The 19,018-nt window shown below is 53.4% G+C and carries 12 protein-coding genes; 1 reads left to right on the top strand and 11 read right to left on the bottom strand.

The window, feature by feature from the left end; translation table 11 throughout:
• Positions 1 to 5: 5 nt before the first annotated feature.
• The gene (locus FHT67_RS15055; protein ID WP_167199456.1) at positions 6 to 968 is read right to left on the bottom strand and encodes an N-acetylglucosamine kinase; all 963 of its coding nucleotides are present in this window, start codon (positions 966 to 968) and stop codon (positions 6 to 8) included.
• 102 nt (positions 969 to 1,070) lie between these two features.
• Positions 1,071 to 1,943, bottom strand: a complete 873-nt coding sequence (locus FHT67_RS15050; protein WP_167199453.1) for an AraC family transcriptional regulator — start codon at positions 1,941 to 1,943, stop codon at positions 1,071 to 1,073.
• 157 nt (positions 1,944 to 2,100) lie between these two features.
• Between FHT67_RS15050 and FHT67_RS15045 the strand changes: the two genes are divergently transcribed.
• Positions 2,101 to 5,025, top strand: coding sequence for an S-layer homology domain-containing protein (locus FHT67_RS15045; protein ID WP_243867168.1), 2,925 nt, complete (start codon positions 2,101 to 2,103; stop codon positions 5,023 to 5,025).
• A gap of 56 nt (positions 5,026 to 5,081) precedes the next feature.
• Here the strand turns inward: FHT67_RS15045 and FHT67_RS15040 are convergent, their stop codons facing one another.
• From FHT67_RS15040 to FHT67_RS15000, 9 genes are all read right to left on the bottom strand, one after another.
• Positions 5,082 to 7,355, bottom strand: a complete 2,274-nt coding sequence (locus tag FHT67_RS15040; protein ID WP_167199450.1) for a glycoside hydrolase family 3 protein — start codon at positions 7,353 to 7,355, stop codon at positions 5,082 to 5,084.
• An 82-nt stretch (positions 7,356 to 7,437) separates the two neighbouring features.
• Positions 7,438 to 9,003, bottom strand: a complete 1,566-nt coding sequence (locus FHT67_RS15035; protein ID WP_167199447.1) for an ABC transporter substrate-binding protein — start codon at positions 9,001 to 9,003, stop codon at positions 7,438 to 7,440.
• A gap of 117 nt (positions 9,004 to 9,120) precedes the next feature.
• The gene (locus FHT67_RS15030; protein WP_167199444.1) at positions 9,121 to 10,011 is read right to left on the bottom strand and encodes a carbohydrate ABC transporter permease; all 891 of its coding nucleotides are present in this window, start codon (positions 10,009 to 10,011) and stop codon (positions 9,121 to 9,123) included.
• Between the two features lie 15 nt (positions 10,012 to 10,026).
• Positions 10,027 to 10,968, bottom strand: a complete 942-nt coding sequence (locus tag FHT67_RS15025) for an ABC transporter permease (protein WP_132310367.1) — start codon at positions 10,966 to 10,968, stop codon at positions 10,027 to 10,029.
• A 162-nt stretch (positions 10,969 to 11,130) separates the two neighbouring features.
• Positions 11,131 to 12,720: a response regulator transcription factor gene (locus FHT67_RS15020; RefSeq protein WP_132310124.1), complete on the bottom strand. Its 1,590-nt coding sequence runs from the start codon at positions 12,718 to 12,720 to the stop codon at positions 11,131 to 11,133.
• Between the two features lie 5 nt (positions 12,721 to 12,725).
• A complete protein-coding gene (locus FHT67_RS15015; protein ID WP_208403295.1) occupies positions 12,726 to 14,468 on the bottom strand; it encodes a sensor histidine kinase in 1,743 nt (580 codons plus the stop codon).
• A 106-nt stretch (positions 14,469 to 14,574) separates the two neighbouring features.
• Positions 14,575 to 15,675 carry a Gfo/Idh/MocA family protein gene (locus tag FHT67_RS15010; protein ID WP_167199438.1) on the bottom strand — a complete coding sequence of 367 codons (1,101 nt, stop codon included), beginning with the start codon at positions 15,673 to 15,675 and terminating at the stop codon, positions 14,575 to 14,577.
• 14 nt (positions 15,676 to 15,689) lie between these two features.
• A complete protein-coding gene (locus FHT67_RS15005) occupies positions 15,690 to 16,559 on the bottom strand; it encodes a sugar phosphate isomerase/epimerase family protein (RefSeq protein ID WP_167199435.1) in 870 nt (289 codons plus the stop codon).
• Between the two features lie 116 nt (positions 16,560 to 16,675).
• On the bottom strand, positions 16,676 to 18,958 hold the full coding sequence (locus FHT67_RS15000; protein ID WP_167199432.1) for a beta-glucosidase: 2,283 nt from the start codon (positions 18,956 to 18,958) through the stop codon (positions 16,676 to 16,678).
• Positions 18,959 to 19,018: the final 60 nt, after the last annotated feature.

The following is a 19,018-nucleotide window of genomic DNA, read 5'->3' as shown; positions in this document are numbered from 1 at the left end:
GGGCTCTAAAACGCAATCCGGCGCAATGCCGCGTCCGTCTCCGCTGAAATCGCGATGCCGCTGCTGTCCATCGCGCTCATTAACGCGCCAATGACCGGATCGATGGTGAGCTTAACGATATGGGCATGCGGTGCCGCGGCGGCAACCGATGCTTTGATCGCATCAACCATATGCTCGGTGCTGCCCTTGGCGAGTACGCTTCCCGTTAACACAACGTCGAAGCTTTCCCGCTCCATGCGAAGCCGCCGAATCAAAGCATTAACGGCATTCCCATGCTCATGTCCGGCCTCTTCGAGTATCCGGATGGCAACCTTATCCCCTAGCGAAGCCGCTTCAAACATCGTTTGCGACAGCGATTTGGCCGGACGAACTCCGTTATCAAGCGCGTCCTCGTACATCTCCCTGACGGAGGAATAACCCATCTGCCGGGGGACCAGCTCCGTCAGAATGGACGGGAGCTCCCTCCCCTCCCAGCTTCTTATCGCCGAGCGAAAAGCATGAATCGCCAGATCCGTGCCGGACCCTTGACCGTCTCCGAACAAATAACCGAAGCCGCCGTACTGCAGCTCTTCCCCTTGGGCATTGCGCGCCGCCGCGTTAAAGCCAGTGCCGCTTATAATCACCGCGCCATACGATCGACGCGTGCCCGCGCGCATGCCGATCATCGTATCGCAAGCCATGTCGTGGCGAGGGAACTTCAGCGATGCGATCATCGGACGGAGAATCGCGTAATCCGGTTCGCGGTCCGCTCCGGCAAGGCCGAAGTAGGCAAAATCGACTTCGTCTTTCGCTGCTCCAGCCTGCCGCAAAGCCTCCGAGCAGGCGCGGTCAATCTCTGTGCCTGCCGCTTCGAAGGCCGTCTGATGATTGCCGTTCCCGCCGCTCCCCCTGCCCAGCACGCGGCCGTTCTCATCCGCAAGCAAAGCATGCGTCTTGCTTCCTCCGGCGTCTACTCCAAGAAACAACATCCTAGCCACGCTCCCGACCGCTTTTTATAAAAGATATATATAGAGAATAAAAGAAAAGAACACCGCTCCTCTACTGATAAAGAACGATGTTCTGATACTATCTTACTGTTTTTTTGAATGTTGCCGGGCTCTAAGCTCGGAGGGCTGCTTTCCGATATGCTGTTTAAACAGCCTATTAAAGTTGGATAAATTGCGAAACCCGGCAGTCTCAGCGATTTCGATCATTTTCTTGTCCGTGGATTCGAGAAGGCTGACGGCAGCCGATAAACGCAGTTGGATTAAATAATCCATCGGCGACGTGCCAACCGTTTGAACGAACAAGGCGCTGAAGCGCGAAGGACTTAAATGAGCCGAAGCCGCCAGCTCCTTTAACGACCACGGACGGGCAATATCGGCTTCCATGGCGTTTACTGCCTGGCGGATCGTCTCCATTCCCCGGATTTGGGCGGCATGGAGCTCCTGCTCCTTCGCGAAATAACGGTTAACGAAAGCCAAAAATTGTACAAGCTGCGAACGCACAACCGCCTCGAAATGCGGCTCCCGGCGGGCGAATTCGCTCCGCATCTCCTCGATGGCGGCACCCAGCCGCGGAAGCATCGGATGCCCCCGGTCGAGCAGGTTATCGAACCGCATGCCTATCTCTCGGAACGGGATCAGGAGCTCCGGGTCGTAACGCTGCTCCAGCGCAAAATACGCCGGATCAAACATGATTACCGTCATGAGCAGCTGTTCGTTCTCGAAAGCGCGGTGCAGATCATTCGAGTTGATAAGGAGGATGTCTCCTTCCCGGAAATCATGGCGCGTACCGTTAATCAGATAGTAGCCGCTTCCCCGGCTGATATAGTTGATCTCCAGAGCCCTGTGCCAATGCAGCCGCTGAAACAGCGGGCTGACGCCTTCCGACTGCGAGATGACAATCGGAAAACCCGGCGGCAGCTCAATCAAATCGCGAGAGACGGTAGGGACTGGCTTCATGGCAGGCCTCCTGGGAGAGTAGTTACTAGTAGTATATTTTACATTCAACTAACATAACAACTCCATCGCCTAATACCCCCTTGATGATAAGCTTGTACACTTGATCATGCCCCTGCTTCATCTTGGGCAATTTGCAGACTGGTGGTGTAATAACGTTTTGAAATTTAATAAGCATGCTCGAATCGTATTCCCTATGGTTCTCTCGGCAAGTATCCTGTCTACCGGCCTTGCAGTCCCCGTTTCTAAAGCTGCGGCTGCTGATACAATCGCCGCGCAAGAGCAGGGTCAATGGTTAACCGGCGAGTTCCATGCCCATACGATTGAATCCGACGATGCCCAAAGCTCGCTCGAATCGGTGCTTGATCACGGCCTGACAACTTACGGCCTTGATTTTATGATGCTGGCGGATCATTTGCGCTCCTCCAAACGGGACGATACGGGCGCCGACATTCCCGGCGGTCCTATTCCGTTATCGAAAGGACTGCTCGAATACCAGGTTCCCAAAATAAAGGCATTGCAGGAAGCTGGCAAATACGCCGGCAAGACAATATTCTCCGGCTTCGAATGGGATATCCCGTCGCACGAGCATGGTTCCGTTGGCATTCTTACGGATGAACCCGGCTCCGAAGCAGCGCTGAAAGCCGCGAACCAATTCGAATACCTGTTCACCAACCGCGACGCAAGCTGGTTTAATCCGGCTGATGTTCTGCAGTGGGAAGCTGCGGACGACCGGGCGTACAGCACGCATGCGGACAGCCTGGCCGCGATTAATTGGCTCAAACGCAATTACCCGGAAACCAGCTACATGATCGTCAACCACCCTTCCCGGGGCGTAGGCAAATACAAGATTTCGGACTTCCGCGACTTTAACAATACCGCACCGGACATCGCGTTTGGCTTCGAGGGTATGCTCGGCAACCAAATGGAGCCGGACCGCGGCGGGTACAACTCCGCGTACGATCCCGCTAATCCAACGGCTAACGACAACTACAAGAACCGTTCCTACGGCGGCGTCGATTACATGGTAGCGAAGGTTGGCGGCGTCTGGGACTCCCTGCTTGGCGAAGGTCGCAAGTTCTGGAATTACGCGAATTCGGATTACCATTTCAAAACCATCGATACCAATTCGAGCGGCTACTGGCCGGGCGAATACGCTAAAAACTATATTTGGAGCGAAGGAAAGTCCACGCAGGATATTCTGAACGGCATGCGCTCGGGCAAATCGTTCTCCGTTTTTGGCGACCTGATCAACGCCTTGGACTTCCGCCTTGCGGACGGCGGCGCCGACGCCGAAATGGGCGGAACGCTGCAGGCCGCCGAAGGGGACAAGCTTACGCTTACGATCAAGTTCAAGAGCCCTGAGGCCAATAACTACGAGAATCCGATCAACAGCGGACAATCCGGCGGCATGAAGCCGGCGGTTGATCATATCGACCTGATCGCAGGCGACGTTACCGGCCCGGCGGAGAAGGGAACTCCTGCCTACGACAAGGATACGAATGATTCGACCCGCGTCGTTGCCACTTTCAACAGCGAGGACTGGACAACGGACGCAAACGGCTACAACGTCATCACTTACGACCTGCCGAAAGCAAGCAAGGATCAGTATTTCCGCCTTAGAGGCACGAATCTCGGCATGAACGTTCCGGGCGAGACGCTGGACGGCAATCCGCTTATCGATCCAAAAACAACAACCGCCGATGCCGCGGCCCGGTTCAACGAGATTAACAACCGCAATTATCAGGACCTGTGGTTCTACTCGAATCCAATCTTCTTGGATACGGCTGCATACACGGATGAGCAAGCCGTGCAAGCAACGCTCGACAAGCTGACGCTTGGTCATACGGATGCGGTTACGGAGAATATCACCCTCCCTTCCGAAGGAGAGCATGGTGCGGCAATTGACTGGGAAGAATCAACCGACCCGGCAAACGCGGTCACCATCGAGAATGGCATCGCCAAGGTGATCCGCCCTGCAGCGGGACAGCCTGACGCGCCGGTTACGCTTAAAGCAACCGCTTCGCGGGGCGATTCGTCGGGTTCCAAAACCTTTGCCGTTACGATTAAAGCAATGCCGTCAACTTCGACTCCGGGCGGCGGCGGAAACACAAGTTCACCGGGCAACCCGCCGGCAACATCCGTTTCCGTTACCATTGATCCGGCAAAAGGAGCGGAAGGCAGCTTGAAAGACGTGATCGCCTTCAAGATACCGGCAGGGGCAGTGCCGGCAAGCGGAACCATCGGCGCGCGGGTTCTCCCTTCGGGACAACAGCCTCCGCTTGGCAATCTGCAGCCGCTGAGCCCAATCGTAGAGATGACAAGCAGCGCCGGTACAACGTTCGGCAAGCCGGTTGAATTAACCTTTAACTACGCGATGAATTCGGCGGCACCAAACGGCCAGCCTGCCGTGTACTACTATAACGAAAAGCTGAAGAAATGGATTTTCCTCGGCGGCCAAGCAAATGGAACAACCATTACCGTCGACGTAAAGCATTTCACGAAATTCGGCGTGTTCGGCTACGCGCCTCAAGCCTTCCCGGATCTTAACGCATCGTGGGCCAAACCTTACGCCGACCGCTTGATCGGCATGGATGTGATTTCCGGTTACGAAGACGGAACGTTCCGTCCGGACCAGCCGGTCACTCGCGCAGAATGGGTAAAGCTGCTGGCAGACTCGCTTAGTCTGCCTGCCGCATCCGGTGCAACCCGCTTCGCCGATGACAGCCTGATTCCGTCCTGGGCCAAAGCGCAAGTGAAAGCAGCTACAGAAGCCGGCTATGTAACCGGCTTCGAGACGAAAGACGGCTCCGTCTTTAAATCAGCGCAGCGGATTACGCGCGCGGAAATCGCGGTAATCGCCGCGCGCGTTCTGAAGGCTGGCGGCAGCGCTCCGTCCGGTGCCGGCAAGACCTTCAACGATGCAGCGGTTATCCCGGCGTGGGCACTCGATGCCGTTAGTCAAACGACAGCCGCGGGTATCGTGAGCGGTTATCCGGATGGAAGCTTCCGCCCGGATGATACCCTGACGCGCGCCGAAGCGGTGAAAGTCGCTTACGCCTTGCTCGATGCCCTAAATATGTAATCAAAAAAACTCCCTTTCGGCTGCTATCTCGCAGCTTGAAGGGAGTTTTTTTACTGTTATGATCGCTGCCTGCCGTATTTCCGCGTACGGTCGTCTTCGATGACGCCTTGCCAGTTCATGCCGAAGCCGAAATCATACGCATGGCGCTCGGCATCGACGTGGCATACCATGTCATGAGGCACATCCTCGAACTGTTCTTCAACCGTTCTCATATTCGCCGGCAGCTGCAGCGGCAGCAGGCCGGATGGCTCCGCTTGACCGGACAGCAGCTCCAGCATCGCCTTGTCGCTGGAACCGAAGTGAACGAGAATCGCATCGACGGAAAATTCGAACTCTTCCATAACCGTCGGATTGACGAGAAACAGCGTGACGATAACCGGCTTTTCTCCCATCCTGCGCTTCGTATCCAGCACCAGATCCAGATCGGACTCGTTATGCGTCGTTACGGTTTTGCCTTTGTACGAACGGTTTAACACATCCCGCTCTCTGGCATCCCCTGCTAGACTTGTCTCGCGAGCATGTTCCGCCGTATAAGGCCTGTATTGCAGGCTGATCGGCACATAGCCGTTGCCTCCGCCAGCCGCATCCTCCCGGCTGTAGCCCAATCCCGCTTTCGCTCCGCGAATCGCCACGATGGCAAAATCCGCATCGCCCGGATCCTCAACGATATCGAAAAACTGTTCGGCGAGTCCAAGATCGATTGGAGATTCATCGCGCTCCGGGATCGTAAATCCGATAAAATGCTTCTCCGGCGCCGTATAGCGGCTTGGAATATACACGCGGCTGCGTGGCTTAAGCGGCAGCACCCGATTTTTATTTTTCACCATGACCACCGATTTGAGCTGCGCTTCGTGGCCTGCGCTCACGAAAGGCTCGCTTGCGACAAGCCTCTCGCTTTGCTCCGCGTCGAGGTAAGGATTCTCGAACAAGCCAACGCGGAAAATGTTCTTCAGCAAGCGGACCGCCGACTTCTCGAAACGTTCTCGCATATAGGCCTCTCCGTGTTCGCGGACGCCCATCCGATACGCTTCCAGCACGGGCAGCGAATCGTTGTTGCCGCCGAACTGGTCAACGCCGGCCATAAGCAGCTTGTAATGGCGTTCGGCGACGGAAAGTCCTTCCACGCCCCATGATTTCCCGCCAAACATGGATTCAATGGCTGTTCCCTCGTCGGCCGTAATGTTCCAGTCCGTGCAAACAACGCCGTCATAGCCGTATTTCTCGCGAAGCAGGCCGGTAATCAGATACTTATTGTACGAATTGCCTACGTTCTCGCCATATACGTCATCCCGTCCGTGCGAAATCGTATAATAAGGCATCACGGCGGATGCTTCGCCGGTCTTGCCCTCCAGCTTGAAAGCACCGCTCACGAACGGCTCGAGATGCTCCTCGAAGTTATTGCCTGGATAGACGGCGTATTTGCCGAATCCGAAATGCGCGTCCCTTCCGCCTTCTCCCGAACCGCCGCCCGGCCAATGCTTCACCATCGCGTTGACGCTGCCCGCTCCCCAACCGTCCGCCGACCCGGCATCCGAGGTCTGGAACCCATCCACGTACGCTCTAGCCATATCCGTCGACAGAAGAGGATCCTCGCCAAACGTGCCGCTGAACCGGAACCAGCGCGGATCCGTCGCGATATCGATTTGCGGCGATAAGGCCGTCGCGATGCCAAGCGCGCGATATTCGCGGGAAGCGACTTCCCCGAACTGCCGGACGATGCCAGGGTCGAAGGTTGCGGCAAGTCCAAGCGTCTCCGGCCACTTCGAGATGCGGCTCCCGGCTCCGCCGGTAAATTCCGCGCCGATATCGATGCCATGGCGGGGATCCGAGCTGATGTTTACCGGGATGCCCAAACTTTCGGCTTCCGCAAAAGCTTGCATCTGGTTGCTCCAAAGCGCGCCGTCCCTATTGCCGCTAATCGCCATGACGAGAACATGCCGTACGTAATCCCGCGCGAGAAAGGCTGCCTGCTGGTCGCTAAGCGTCCATGCCTTTACTCCGGCTTCCTCGAATGGCTTGCCGCCATAGGTTCCCGTAAAAAATCCGACGCTTGGGGAGGGCACGTTCTGATGGCTGCTGTACAGCATAAGTCCGGCAATCTGCTCAATCGTCATCCGGGAGGCGAGATCCCGCGCCCGTTCGTCCGCCGTCAGCCTCCAATCCTCGTAGGGATGCAATTGTCCGTCCTTGCTTAAATCCTTAAATTTAAGACCGTCCTGTTCGAGAATGCGAACGCCGGAAGCCGGGCAATACCCCAGCGTTGGACCGCCTTCGTTGGACACATATTGAATAGTTGCCGGTTCAAGCGTTGCAGCGATCGGATTCTTCATTCAAGGGACCTCCTAAAAAGAATTGTCACACAAGCGGCCCAATTATTGCCACTCATGATAATTCTTGCTTCGAAAGCATTAACTAATTACCGTTTGATGCAGCCCATGCATCCAGCTGCTTTTGCTTTTCCGCGATGATTTTATCGATACCCGCCGCTTTCAACTGGTCAATAAACTTCGGCAGCTGGGTCTCCGGGTCAACCGTACCCGTTTCAAGAGCGACCTTATATTGATTCGTAACGTTCGTTACGGCCGCAATTTCCGATTTCACGGCATCGGCATTAAAGATAAAGCCCATCGCTTTCGATTTCGTGGCGTTCTTGTTGAACTCCATCAGATCGTTCCACAGATTCGGACTATCTCCATTCCAGATGTAGGAGAGCGACTGATTGCCAAACATCCAGCCCAGTTGAAGGTTATAGCCGGAGTTGGTAGCATCGACGCCTTGAGGGAAATCGATCACGTTGTCCGATACTTTCGTGTAGTGCTTGCCTTCAATACCGTAGTCAAAAAGATTAATGAGGTCCTTGTCCGTATACAGCAGATTAAGCAGCATCATAGCCCGCGAAGGATCCGCGGAGTTTCTTGCTACGCTCCACATAATGGAGGTGATATCGCTCGTCGTTGAAATAGCCGGTTTGAAGTGAACCGATACCATCTCTCTAGCCGTATTTCTCGACTCCTGCGTTTCAATTCCCGGCTTCATATGGGAAATCCACGAGAACGCTTTGCCCGCTTTCACCATGTTGTATTGCGTTTCCGTGCTTGTCGCCGCATCCTTCGCAATGTAGCCGGCTAAATACCATCTTCTTACCGTATTCAGCATTTCTTTATATTCCGGCGCCTCATACATGTCAACGAGCTTCAAGTTATTATCATTGCCGGGAAGGACGCCGAACCCGTCGCTTAAAGTATCAAACGCGCTTCGCACGTAAATGTCGATAATCGATTGGCCATACTTCACGGTCGGAACGATGTCCGGCTCATTCTCCTTAATCGTTTTGAAGATCGCATCCAAATCGTCAAGCGATTTGATCGAGGTTATGTCGATGTTATATTTGTCTACCAGATCCTTGCGCATCGTAATGCCGAAGTCCGCCGCCAAATCCCTGATGCTCGGAACGGCGTAAATTTTGCCGTCGATCTTCGTTGCGTTCAGGAAGCCGGGGTCCAGGTTGTCCAGCGCTTGCTTAATGCCGTTGCCTTCCTTCTCCAAATAATCGTTAAGCTCCAGAAACTGGCCTTTCGCTACATCCTGGCTGTACGTTCCGAGGCCGCTCAGAATCAAGTCCACCTGCTCTTTGCCCGACATCATTAGCGTCCTTTGCTGCGTCCAGGCTCCCCACCCGATCGGAACAAGCTTAACCGTGGCGTTGATTTTCTCTTTCGTAATCTTGTTGATCTCGTCGGAGACAAGCTGCATATCCTTGGGCTCTCCCGCAGCCGGAAAGACCATAACCAGCTTCACCGGCTTCAACGTTTGGCTTCCGCCCCCATTCGAGCTGCTTGCTTCCGTGCCTGAACCGTTGCTTGCCGTGCCGCCATTTCCGCCACCCGAACCGTTGTTTCCTCCGCCGCTGCACGCGCCGAGTGCCGTAACGGACAAGGACAGCGCTAAAGCCAAACTTACGGAACGCATCTTTTTCATCCCAATGACCTCCCAAAAATATTGATCTGTAAGCGATTGCATAGATTAGGATAACGGAAAGCGGTAAACCGGGCTTTCACAATTCCGTCCGGCTGCTTTTCATTTTCCGACAGGCCGTTATCCCTTTACGGCTCCGACCGTCAGGCCTTTCGCAAAATATTTCTGGAAGAACGGATACGCAAGGAGCAGCGGAATAACTCCGATCACCGCCATCGCCATCCGCATCGAAGCGAGCGGTATTCTGGCTGCGAGGTCGCTCGTCTGGCTGCCTGCTTGGGTGGAAGATTGAAGGTATTGAATATCCAGCAAGATCCGGTTAAGCAGATTTTGCAAGCTGTAATACTTACTGTCCGTTAAATAAATGAGGCCGTTAAACCAGTCATTCCAGTACAGAATGACATAGAAGAGGCCTACCGTAGCCAGCACCGGAGTCGAGAGCGGCAGCACGATCCGGTAGAAGATTTTCCATTCCTTCGCCCCGTCGATATAGGCGGATTCAATAATCGCCGTCGGGATGGAGGTCGCAAAGAAGGTGCGCATCAGAATAATGAAAAATCCGTTCATCAGCAAACCCGGGATTATGAGGGCGAGAAGCGTATTTTTGAAATCGAAGTAATTCGTGTACAGCAGATACGAAGGCACAAGCCCCCCGTTAAACAGCATCGTGAAAAAGACGTAGAAAGCGAGCGAATTGCGGAAAGGCATCTCGATGCGCGAGAGCGGGTACGCCACCATGGCGGTAACCGACAAGCCGGCTGCCGTGCCAATGACCGTCGTAAGGATCGTAATGCCGTAGGCTCTGGCAATCTCGGAAGACGTATTCCATAAATATTGATAGGCCGAGAAGCTGATTTTATCCGGAAAAAAAGCATAACCGCTGCGGACAAGCTCCATATCGTCGGTCAAGGAGGAAGAAAACAGCAGCCAAATCGGCATCAAGCAGAACAGCGTAAATACGAGCATGACGAGGTTGATGAGCCATTGATAAACTCTAGCGGATGATTGCATATAACCTTCCCCTTTCTAGAACAAAGCGTTGTCCTTGTTGAATTTGCGCACGACCGCATTCGAAACGATGACGAGGATAAAGCCGACCAGAGCCTGATAGAGACCGGCTGCCGAGGACATTCCGATATCCCCCAGATTAATCAAAGCGCGGTAGACGTACGTATCAATCGTATTGGTTACCGGCATAAGCGAGCCCGTATTGAGCGGTACCTGGTAGAACAAGCCGAAGTCGGAGTAGAAGATCCGGCCGATGGCCAGCAGCGTCATGATCGTGATGACCGGCAGGACGAGAGGGAAAGTAATTCTAACCACCTGCTGCCACCGATTCGCTCCGTCGATCGTAGCCGCTTCGTAATACTCCTGGTCGATGCCGATGATTGCCGCCAAGTAGATAATGCACAAATTGCCGACGCCTTTCCATACGTTAACGATCGTCAGAATCCAAGGCCAATACTTCGTTTCGGAGTACCACGAGATCGGCTCCATGCCAAGCATGGGAAGCAGCGTTTTGTTCATAAAGCCATTCTCGACATCCAGGAAGCCAAGCACCAGGTAGCCGACGATAACCATGGAGATCAGATACGGCAGCAAGATAAGCGTCTGATACGTTCTGGATAGAAAACGCTTGCGAATCTCGTTAAGCATAATGGCGAGGGCAAACGCGATCGTTGTGTTCAGCACGATAAACACGATGTTGTACAGCAGCGTATTCCTAGTGATGACATAAGCATCTCTCGTCTTGAAGAGATATTCGAAATTTTTAAAGCCGATCCAATCGCTTCCCATGATTCCTTTCGCAAAGTTAATGTCTTTGAAAGCGATCACGATGCCAAACATCGGCAAATAGTTGTTAATGAAAAGATACAGCAGACCCGGCAGCGCCATTAGAATGAGAGCCCGGTATTTCATAATCCTCTTCAGCTTCACGGCAAAGGCCGAACGCTTCTTCGTCCGCATTGAGACCTGCTCCACGGCAGCAATTCGAGTATTGGCATTCACGGACTTGACCACCTCTTTTTAGGATGATTGTTCTTCATAGCTTCATAGTAGCTTAAGGAATGCTGCCCGGGCTTCCAAGAATCCGTCATCCTGTTTTCGAGTTTCCGACATGGGGCAAGTCTACTTGCAGAGCTTCATCGCCGGCTGATTTTCCCTCCGATACTCCTGGGGCGTCATCGCTACTTCCTTCTTGAACAGCGTGGAGAAATACGAGAAATTGCAGAATCCTACCGCCAGGGCAACGTTGCTGACCGTTGTATCCGTTTTGGCCAGCAGCTCTTTGGCAAGCTTGATCCGCTCGGTCAAAATATAATCGGATACGGACAAGCCCGTCTCTTTCTTGAACAGCTTCACGATATAGTCCGGACTAAGCCCGACGTAATCGGCAATATATTGCCTCGACAGCTCCTGATCGAGATTAAGAGCAATATACCGCTTGATCTTCTCGATAATCGTCTCGCGCGAGTCGACCTTGTTGATATGCTCAAGGGCAGCCTCAAGCATCCCTTTCACCCAGCTCTGCAGATCATTTACGCTGCGGATAGCGGCCAAAGACCGCGCTGGCGTCAAATGATCCGAGAAGATTTCGTCCGCGCGCATGCCATGCTGCTGCAGCGCATAAAACATCATCTGCAGAAAATTTTGATAGAAGCGCTGCAGCCCCTTTACCCCTAGGTTGTCGATCCGCTTCAAATTATCGAGATAATGCTGCGCCTCATCGATGACCTTCTTCATATTCCCCTGCTTGATCAGCTCCGACCAAACGGGGATCGGAGGCAGAGGAATCTGATGGCATTCGCATTCGTCTTTCAATTTCCCGTTATAGAAAATAACGCGGTCCACAATATTGACCTGATTTTTCTTGAAGGCCATTAACTGCTCGGCCATATTCCGAACTTCATGCATCGGAACGGGCTTACCGAAATAACAGGACAAATGGCACCCCAAATATTGATTGCAGCCTTTAATAAAATCGATGCAGCGGCCGTGAATTTCCTTCCGGAAGCGATCATGGTCCTCCGCCCTCTCACGCGGGAATACAATCATGAAATACTCCGGACTGATCCGGACGATTTGGGCATGGGGAGAGCGCAGCACGACAATCTCGTCCATGGCGTTGCGAAGCGCGTATTCCATCAGCTGCGCATCGCGGACGGATAACGGCTTCTCCCAATGCGAGATCGGAATCAAGACAGGCAGAAATTCCATCGAGCCGGTGTAAGACAGCTTCTGCTTCCGGATAACCTCCATCATTTTATCCCTGCTTGAAGGAATCGCCTGATTGAGCACATCCTGCCAGAACCGCTCCGCCTCTCTGCCGGCTGCTTCCCGTTCATCCCTGATTTTGTTAATGAGCCTTGTCATGACATGCATCAGCTCATCCGGAGGGACGGGCTTCAGCAAATATTCAAAGCTGCCAAGCTGCAGCGCTTTTTTGGCATACTGGAAATCGGCATGACAGGTGATAAAGATACATTCAACTTGCGGATAATGCTCCTTCACCCATTCGTAAAGCTCAAGCCCGCTGCCCTGCGGCATCTCGATATCGCAAATCATCATATCAAACGGCTGCTCCATGAATTTCTCCTTGGCCTGCCTGGCATTGCTTGCTATCGTTACGGAGGTAACCCTGACGCAATTCCAATTCACGCTCGCTTTAATGCCGTTCGCAATGATCGCTTCATCATCCACAATCAATAACCGGTACATAGCGCTTACCCCGTTTCCTTGTACAGTGGCAAAATCATATCGATAACGGCTCCCTGATCATTGGAGAACGTGATTTCCGCCTCCGAACGATACAACAGACGCAGTCTGCGCCGAACATTCCAGATGCCGATATGCTCTCCGCCCTCATTCGTCAGATTCATTCCTTCGCTCAGCTTCCTTAAGACGTCCTCGGAAAAGCCGTTACCCGAGTCCCGGAACCGGATATGCAGCTTTCCTGCCTCCGGCTTTTTCCCGATCGCGATTTCAATATGGGTCGGCGTATCGGTGTTAACCGCATGCTTGATGGTATTCTCGGCAAAGCTCTGAATAATCAAAGGCGGGATCACGCAGTCCAGCAAGCCTTCCTCGGCTGTAACGGTGTACGACAAGCTGCCGGGGAACCGGAAGCCTTGGATTTTCAGATAATGCTCGGTCAGGCTAAGCTCGTCCTGCAGCAAGGCGTAATCGGTCTGGCTGCGGAACATGAACCGGAAATAACGAATGAGCGACAAGGAAAGCTCCTGAATCAGGTCGTATTTTTTTTCCTGGGCCATATAGTAGACGACGTTCAGGCTGTTCAAGAAGAAATGCGGGTTGATTTGCAGCTGAAGCTGTTTAAGCTCCGCGCGCTGACTGTTTAATTGCTCCTCGTAAACATCGATCTTTAATTGCTGTAGCTCGCCCACCATGCTGTTGAAGGTTGCATTCATAAGCTCGAATTCATTGGAGGTTGGCCGGTCGGGTATTCTTGCCTCCAGATAGCCTTCCTTGATCTTGCGCATTGCGGTAATAATCCGGCGGATGGGCAGCAGGACCACTCTGCGAAGGAAGTAGATCGACGCAAGCAAGATGAGAACGGAGCCCGTGGCCATTAACCAAATAACGCGCTGCAAGTAAGGCAGCCGCTCCAGGATCGTATCATCCGGAACTACAGCCGCCAGGCCAAAGTCCCCCAGGCTTGAACTTTTCCCGATGACGAGATATTGCTGCTTATTGCCGGTAAGACGGTAGTCGTCCGACTGAAAGGCCAGATCGATCCCATGCCCGTTAATGAAAGCCTTGTCCTGAACGGCGGCATGGTCTCCATCCACAAGCAGCGCCCTTCCCTCGTCTCCCAGGTCGAGAAGATCAAGAGGGCCCATGACCTCGGAAGCGTTCACTCCGGCCCCGATGTACAAACCGCCGATTTTTTGAATGCGGAGAAGATAATCCTGCTGCTGCATGGGAAGCACTGCCCATCGGTCGTAAGAAAAGCCGGCGTTCTTCGAAGCCTGGGTTTCGCGCATTAATCCGATGATCGCCTTTTGAATCGGTTCGTTACCCGAATCGGCAGACCCCGCAACCTTCGGAGCAAACAGCAAATCATCGTTCACCGGCGAATACACGAAAAAGTAGTCGAGCCCTTTGTAATAAATCGTGTTGTCTCTCAATTTGCTGAACAGCCAGATCCGCTCCAAATTGTAACCGTCGGCATCCGCTTTGGAGGAGCTCTCGAGAAGAATCAGTCCCGATTCCTCGGCGGCGAATTTTAACAGGTACTGGTCGATATCGTTCAGCTTGTTGTCGATGATGCCCATGTACAGATTGAGCAAATTGCTGTTTGACTGCGCAACCTGATTGCGGACAACATCCATCGAATAGAAATTGTTATAAATCAGAAAGGAAACCATCGGGGCAATAATAAGGAAGATTCCGGCTATCAGCTTAATGTGCAGCGAATTAAACACGGTCCGGTTGAACGGTTTCAAGCGGTATTCATCCCCCTTACGCCTCTGGAGTGTAAGCATAAACAAGTCTAGTAAAAAACAAAGGAACCTTCCCGTATAATGGAAGGTTCCAGGAACGGGAGGTTGATTAGAACTCTACGACTTTTCCTGTTTCAGCCGATTTATAAATCGCTTCTAAGATTTGCGTCACCACGTAAGCCTGTTCAGGCTTCACAAGCGGCTCCGTGTCATTCAGAATACACTCCAGCCATTGTCTCGCTTCCTTCACGCCGTCCTCTTCGGCTCCGGGACCGAAATAGGCAATGCCTCCGCTGACGGACGGCTTCGTTTCCACCAGCTGCCCATGCTTCACGCTGTTGAAGATCACATCCGACTTGCCCATGACGGAGCTTGCTCTCATCTCCGCTCCGCCCTCCGTGCCGCAAAGCGTTGTCATCGCTTCTCTCGAATCCATTGTATTTAACGCCCAGGCCGACTCCAGAAAGATGGTGGCGCCGTTTTCCATTTTAATAAAACCAAAAGCGGAGTCCTCGACCTTATAGCTTTCCGGGTCCCAAGGGCCAAGCATATTGCCTTCGTATTTATCCGCCATCTTATGGAACACGGAGCCGGATACGGATACGGGCTTATAGTTGTCCATGAACCATAACGCCAAATCCAGCGCATGGGTGCCCAAATCGATCAATGGCCCGCCGCCTTGCTGCTCCTTGTCGAGAAATACGCCCCATGTCGGAACCCCGCGTCTGCGGACGGCATGCGCTTTGGCCACATAGATATCGCCAAGCTCGCCTTCGCGGCAAGCTTTATAAAGGGCCTGTGAATCGTTGCGGAACCGGTTCTGATAGCCGATTGTCAGCTTCTTGCCCGTCCGCTCCGCGGCATCGACCATTTTCTTCGCTTCTGCGGAGTTAATCGCCATCGGCTTCTCGCACATGACATGCTTGCCCGCTTCCAGCGCATCCACGCTAATATAGGAGTGCTGCAGGTTAGGCGTGAGTACATGTACAACATCGATAGAGCTATCCTTCAGCAGCTCCTTGTAGTCGGTATAAACCTTGGCGTTCTCCCCGCCAAAGTCCTTGGCCGCCTTTTGCGCGCGCTCCTCCACGATATCGCAGAACGCGACCATTTCTCCCAAATGCGGCAGCTTGGCCAGCGACGGCATATGCTTTTGGACGGCGATACCACCGCAGCCGATGATGCCGATTCTTAATTTTTGGTTTGTCATTTACATTCCACCTCCTATATATACTTTCTGATAATCTCTAAATCTTGGCGGATGCTGGCGAATTTATCCGCGGATTCTCCCTCGTTCTCCACCAAGGCGTAACGCACATGTCCCATTGCACGGATCTGTTCATAAACACCTGCAAAATCGAATCGGCCGGTGCCAAGATCAACAAAATCCTGAGGACCCACGTATTTCTGATAAGCCTCGAACGGACTTTGCATATTGTCGCCTTCCCGCTCTGCCGCCTCCAATATATTTAGCTGGCCCTTAAGCTCGTGAGCCAAATCCTTCTGGTGAACGATATCGCAGCGCTCTCCAAGCTTCCGGAGGACGGCAGCGGGATCGAGTCCCGCGCGCATCACCCATGCCATATCGACCTCGAATTTCAAATAGGAAGGATCGGTATTTTCCAGCAGAACATCAAACAGCGTTTCGTCGCCGACGGATTTGAATTCATGGGCATGGTTGTGCAGATAGAACTGGAAGCCGTTATCCTTCATTTTTTTGCCAATCCGGTTCATTTGTTCCGCGGCTCTAAGCGTATCCTCCCGATTGGAGATCCAGACGGAAGGCAGCACAATACGTTCGCAGCCGATACCGCCGTAATAGCTCATCAGGCCATCCCAATCATTCGCCAGCAGATCTGCCCCCGGTTGTGCGCCTTCGTGAACCGCTATGGCGGTAAGGCCAAGCTCCCGGCATTTGTCCCGCAGCGACTCCATCGGAATCTCGTCGATATAACGCGTGAAGGCCTTCATATTGAAGCCGATCAGCTCGATATTCTCATACCCTGCTTCCGCAACCTTTCGCAAAGTGCCAAAGTAATCCTCGCCAAGCTCCCTGTACACCGAAAAAATATTAATGCCCGCTTTGATCGTCATTTCCTAGCCGGCCTCCTCAGAAGAATTTATCGTTCATCTGTATCATAACGAACTAGTGGCGATCTCTCTTTCGCGTAACCGACATCATTCTTTTGAATTTCCGCACATTGGGATTATTAGAGTTGGTTAAGCTGTGCCAGGAGTCCATCCAGCATCTCGTCGGTAAAAGCGCCTTGGCTGAAAGAGACCATAGCCCGCAGCGGCATGTATTTCATCATCTCGGCAAACATCTCGCCCATGCCTTCGCCCAGCGCGTCGCTGTCCATCGAAGCGCCCATGCCGGACTGGAAGCTCTGAATAAGCCCTTGCACAACCGGCGCCCGATCGGGATCGTTCATCAGGTCGGCGAGCAGCGTGCTGCGTTCGACTTTCATTTTTACTTTAACGGTAGACTCGACGATAAGCGTATCGCTCAGTACAATATCCTCGGAGGAACGCCCGATCAGGATTTCATATTGGCCAGATTCGACATGCCAGTCTTTAAGCAGCACGTTGTAATAGGCGAAGGAGCGTTTGTCCAGCGTCAACGTTACCGTTGTTGCCTCGCCTGGCTGCAAGTCGACCTTTGCGAATCCTTTCAGCTCTTTCGTTGGACGCATGACGGTGCTCTCCACATCCCGTACATACAGCTGCACGATTTCTTTCCCCGCCCGGGTGCCGGTATTCTGCACGGTTACCTGTACCTCCAGGGTATCCGTGTCCCGCATTTCCTTACGGCTCAGCAAGAGGTTGGAATACGCAAACGACGTATAGCTAAGCCCGTGTCCAAACGGGAACAGCGGCTTTACCTGCTTCGTATCGTAATAGCGGTACCCGACGAAAATCCCCTCCCGGTATTCCACGCGATTGCCTTCGCCGGGGAAGAACAGGAACGAAGGGTTGTCGCTCAGCTTGACCGGGAACGTCTCGGCCAGCTTGCCGCTTGGATTTACAATGCCGAACAAGACATCCGCAATCGCGCCGCCAACGGCTTGGCCGCCCAAATAAGCTTCAAGCACCGCCCCCGCGTGGCCAATCCAAGGCATTTCAACCGGGGAACCGCACAGCAGAACAACCACCACGTTGCTTTGCACGGCGGCAATCGCCTCGATAAGCTGATTTTGATTGGCGGGCATCCGCAGGTGCTTGCGGTCATAGCCTTCGGATTCATAACGGTCCGGCAATCCCGCAAAAATGACGGCGGCATCGGCGGCTTTGGCCGCTTCGATTGCCTGCTCCAGCATACTCTCGTCGGTATCGTCTCTATCAACAGGATAGCCTTGCGCGTACGCAACGGAAGCGGCATCGCCCGCAAGCCTTTGAATTTCCTCTAGCGGCACATCAATCTGTGTCGGTTTAATATGGGAGCTGCCGCCGCCTTGGTATCTTGGCTTTTGCGCGAATGCGCCAATAACGGCCAATTTACGGTTTTGCTGCAGCGGGAGCAGGCTTTGTTCGTTTTTCAGCAGCACCATCGTTTCCCCGGCAACCTTCCGCGCAAGGGCATGATGCTCCGCACGGTCGTAATCGGCCTCCGGCTTCCGGTTATCCACGCTCTTGAAGATAAGGTTCAAAATCCGTTCAACCGCTCGGTCGAGCACCTCTTCGGACAGCTGGCCGCTTTGGACGGCCGCAACGATTTTGCGGTCGTTAACGCCGCCGCTTGACGGCATCTCCAGCTCTTGACCGGCAGCGAGGCCGTCCACGCGGTTATTGTTCGCTCCCCAATCCGTCACGACAAGGCCCTCATGGCCCCATTCATCCTTCAAAATATCCGTAAGCAAGTATGGATTCTCGGAAGCATACGTACCGTTCACCTTGTTATAAGCGCTCATGACGGTCCAAGGCTGAGCCTTGCGTACCGCGCCTTCAAAGCTGGCCAAGTATATTTCGCGCAGCGTACGCTCATCCACAACCGCATCCACGCCCATCCGGCGGTGCTCCTGGTTGTTAACGGCGAAATGCTTCAGCGAAGTGCCGACCCCTTGGCTTTGCACGCCGTTAATATGGCTGGCCGCCATCTCTGAGGACAAATAAGGATCCTCGGAAAAATATTCGAAGTTGCGTCCGCATAGCGGCGAGCGTTTAATATTGGCTCCGGGTCCAAGCAGAACGGCGACATTCTCCGCCTGGCATTCCTCGCCAAGCGCCTCGCCGACTTTTCCGATCAGCTCGCGGTCCCAAGAACTTGCCATCCCGGCGGCAGACGGGAAGCAGGTCGCCGGCACGCTCTCGAAAATGCCAAGATGATCCGTTCCGCCTTGCTGCTTGCGTAGTCCATGCGGTCCGTCCGTAACCATAATGCTTGGAATGCCTAAACGCTCCACGCCTTTAAGCCGCCAAAAATCGAGACCCGAGCACATGCCCGCTTTCTCTTCCAGTGTCATCTCGGCAAGTAGTGCCTGAATATCGCGCTTCATCTAAAATCCCCCTTAAAAGAATCTTCACCGTTCTCGCCTTCATTTTCGCATGAATGCGCT

Source organism: Paenibacillus sp. BK720, from assembly GCF_011761545.1.
In the GTDB taxonomy this organism is placed as follows: Bacteria; Bacillota; Bacilli; order Paenibacillales; family Paenibacillaceae; genus Pristimantibacillus.
Note: the sequence above shows the minus strand (reverse complement) of the source record. Positions and strands in the feature narration are given on the sequence as shown.

Coding starts and splice junctions, on each gene's coding strand:
- FHT67_RS15055 (WP_167199456.1), bottom strand. CDS start 968: ATGTTGTTTCTTGGAGTAGACGCCGGAGGAAGCAAGACGCATGCTTTG.
- FHT67_RS15050 (WP_167199453.1), bottom strand. CDS start 1,943: ATGAAGCCAGTCCCTACCGTCTCTCGCGATTTGATTGAGCTGCCGCCG.
- FHT67_RS15040 (WP_167199450.1), bottom strand. CDS start 7,355: ATGAAGAATCCGATCGCTGCAACGCTTGAACCGGCAACTATTCAATAT.
- FHT67_RS15035 (WP_167199447.1), bottom strand. CDS start 9,003: ATGAAAAAGATGCGTTCCGTAAGTTTGGCTTTAGCGCTGTCCTTGTCC.
- FHT67_RS15030 (WP_167199444.1), bottom strand. CDS start 10,011: ATGCAATCATCCGCTAGAGTTTATCAATGGCTCATCAACCTCGTCATG.
- FHT67_RS15025 (WP_132310367.1), bottom strand. CDS start 10,968: ATGCGGACGAAGAAGCGTTCGGCCTTTGCCGTGAAGCTGAAGAGGATT.
- FHT67_RS15020 (WP_132310124.1), bottom strand. CDS start 12,720: ATGTACCGGTTATTGATTGTGGATGATGAAGCGATCATTGCGAACGGC.
- FHT67_RS15010 (WP_167199438.1), bottom strand. CDS start 15,675: ATGACAAACCAAAAATTAAGAATCGGCATCATCGGCTGCGGTGGTATC.
- FHT67_RS15005 (WP_167199435.1), bottom strand. CDS start 16,559: ATGACGATCAAAGCGGGCATTAATATTTTTTCGGTGTACAGGGAGCTT.
- FHT67_RS15000 (WP_167199432.1), bottom strand. CDS start 18,958: ATGAAGCGCGATATTCAGGCACTACTTGCCGAGATGACACTGGAAGAG.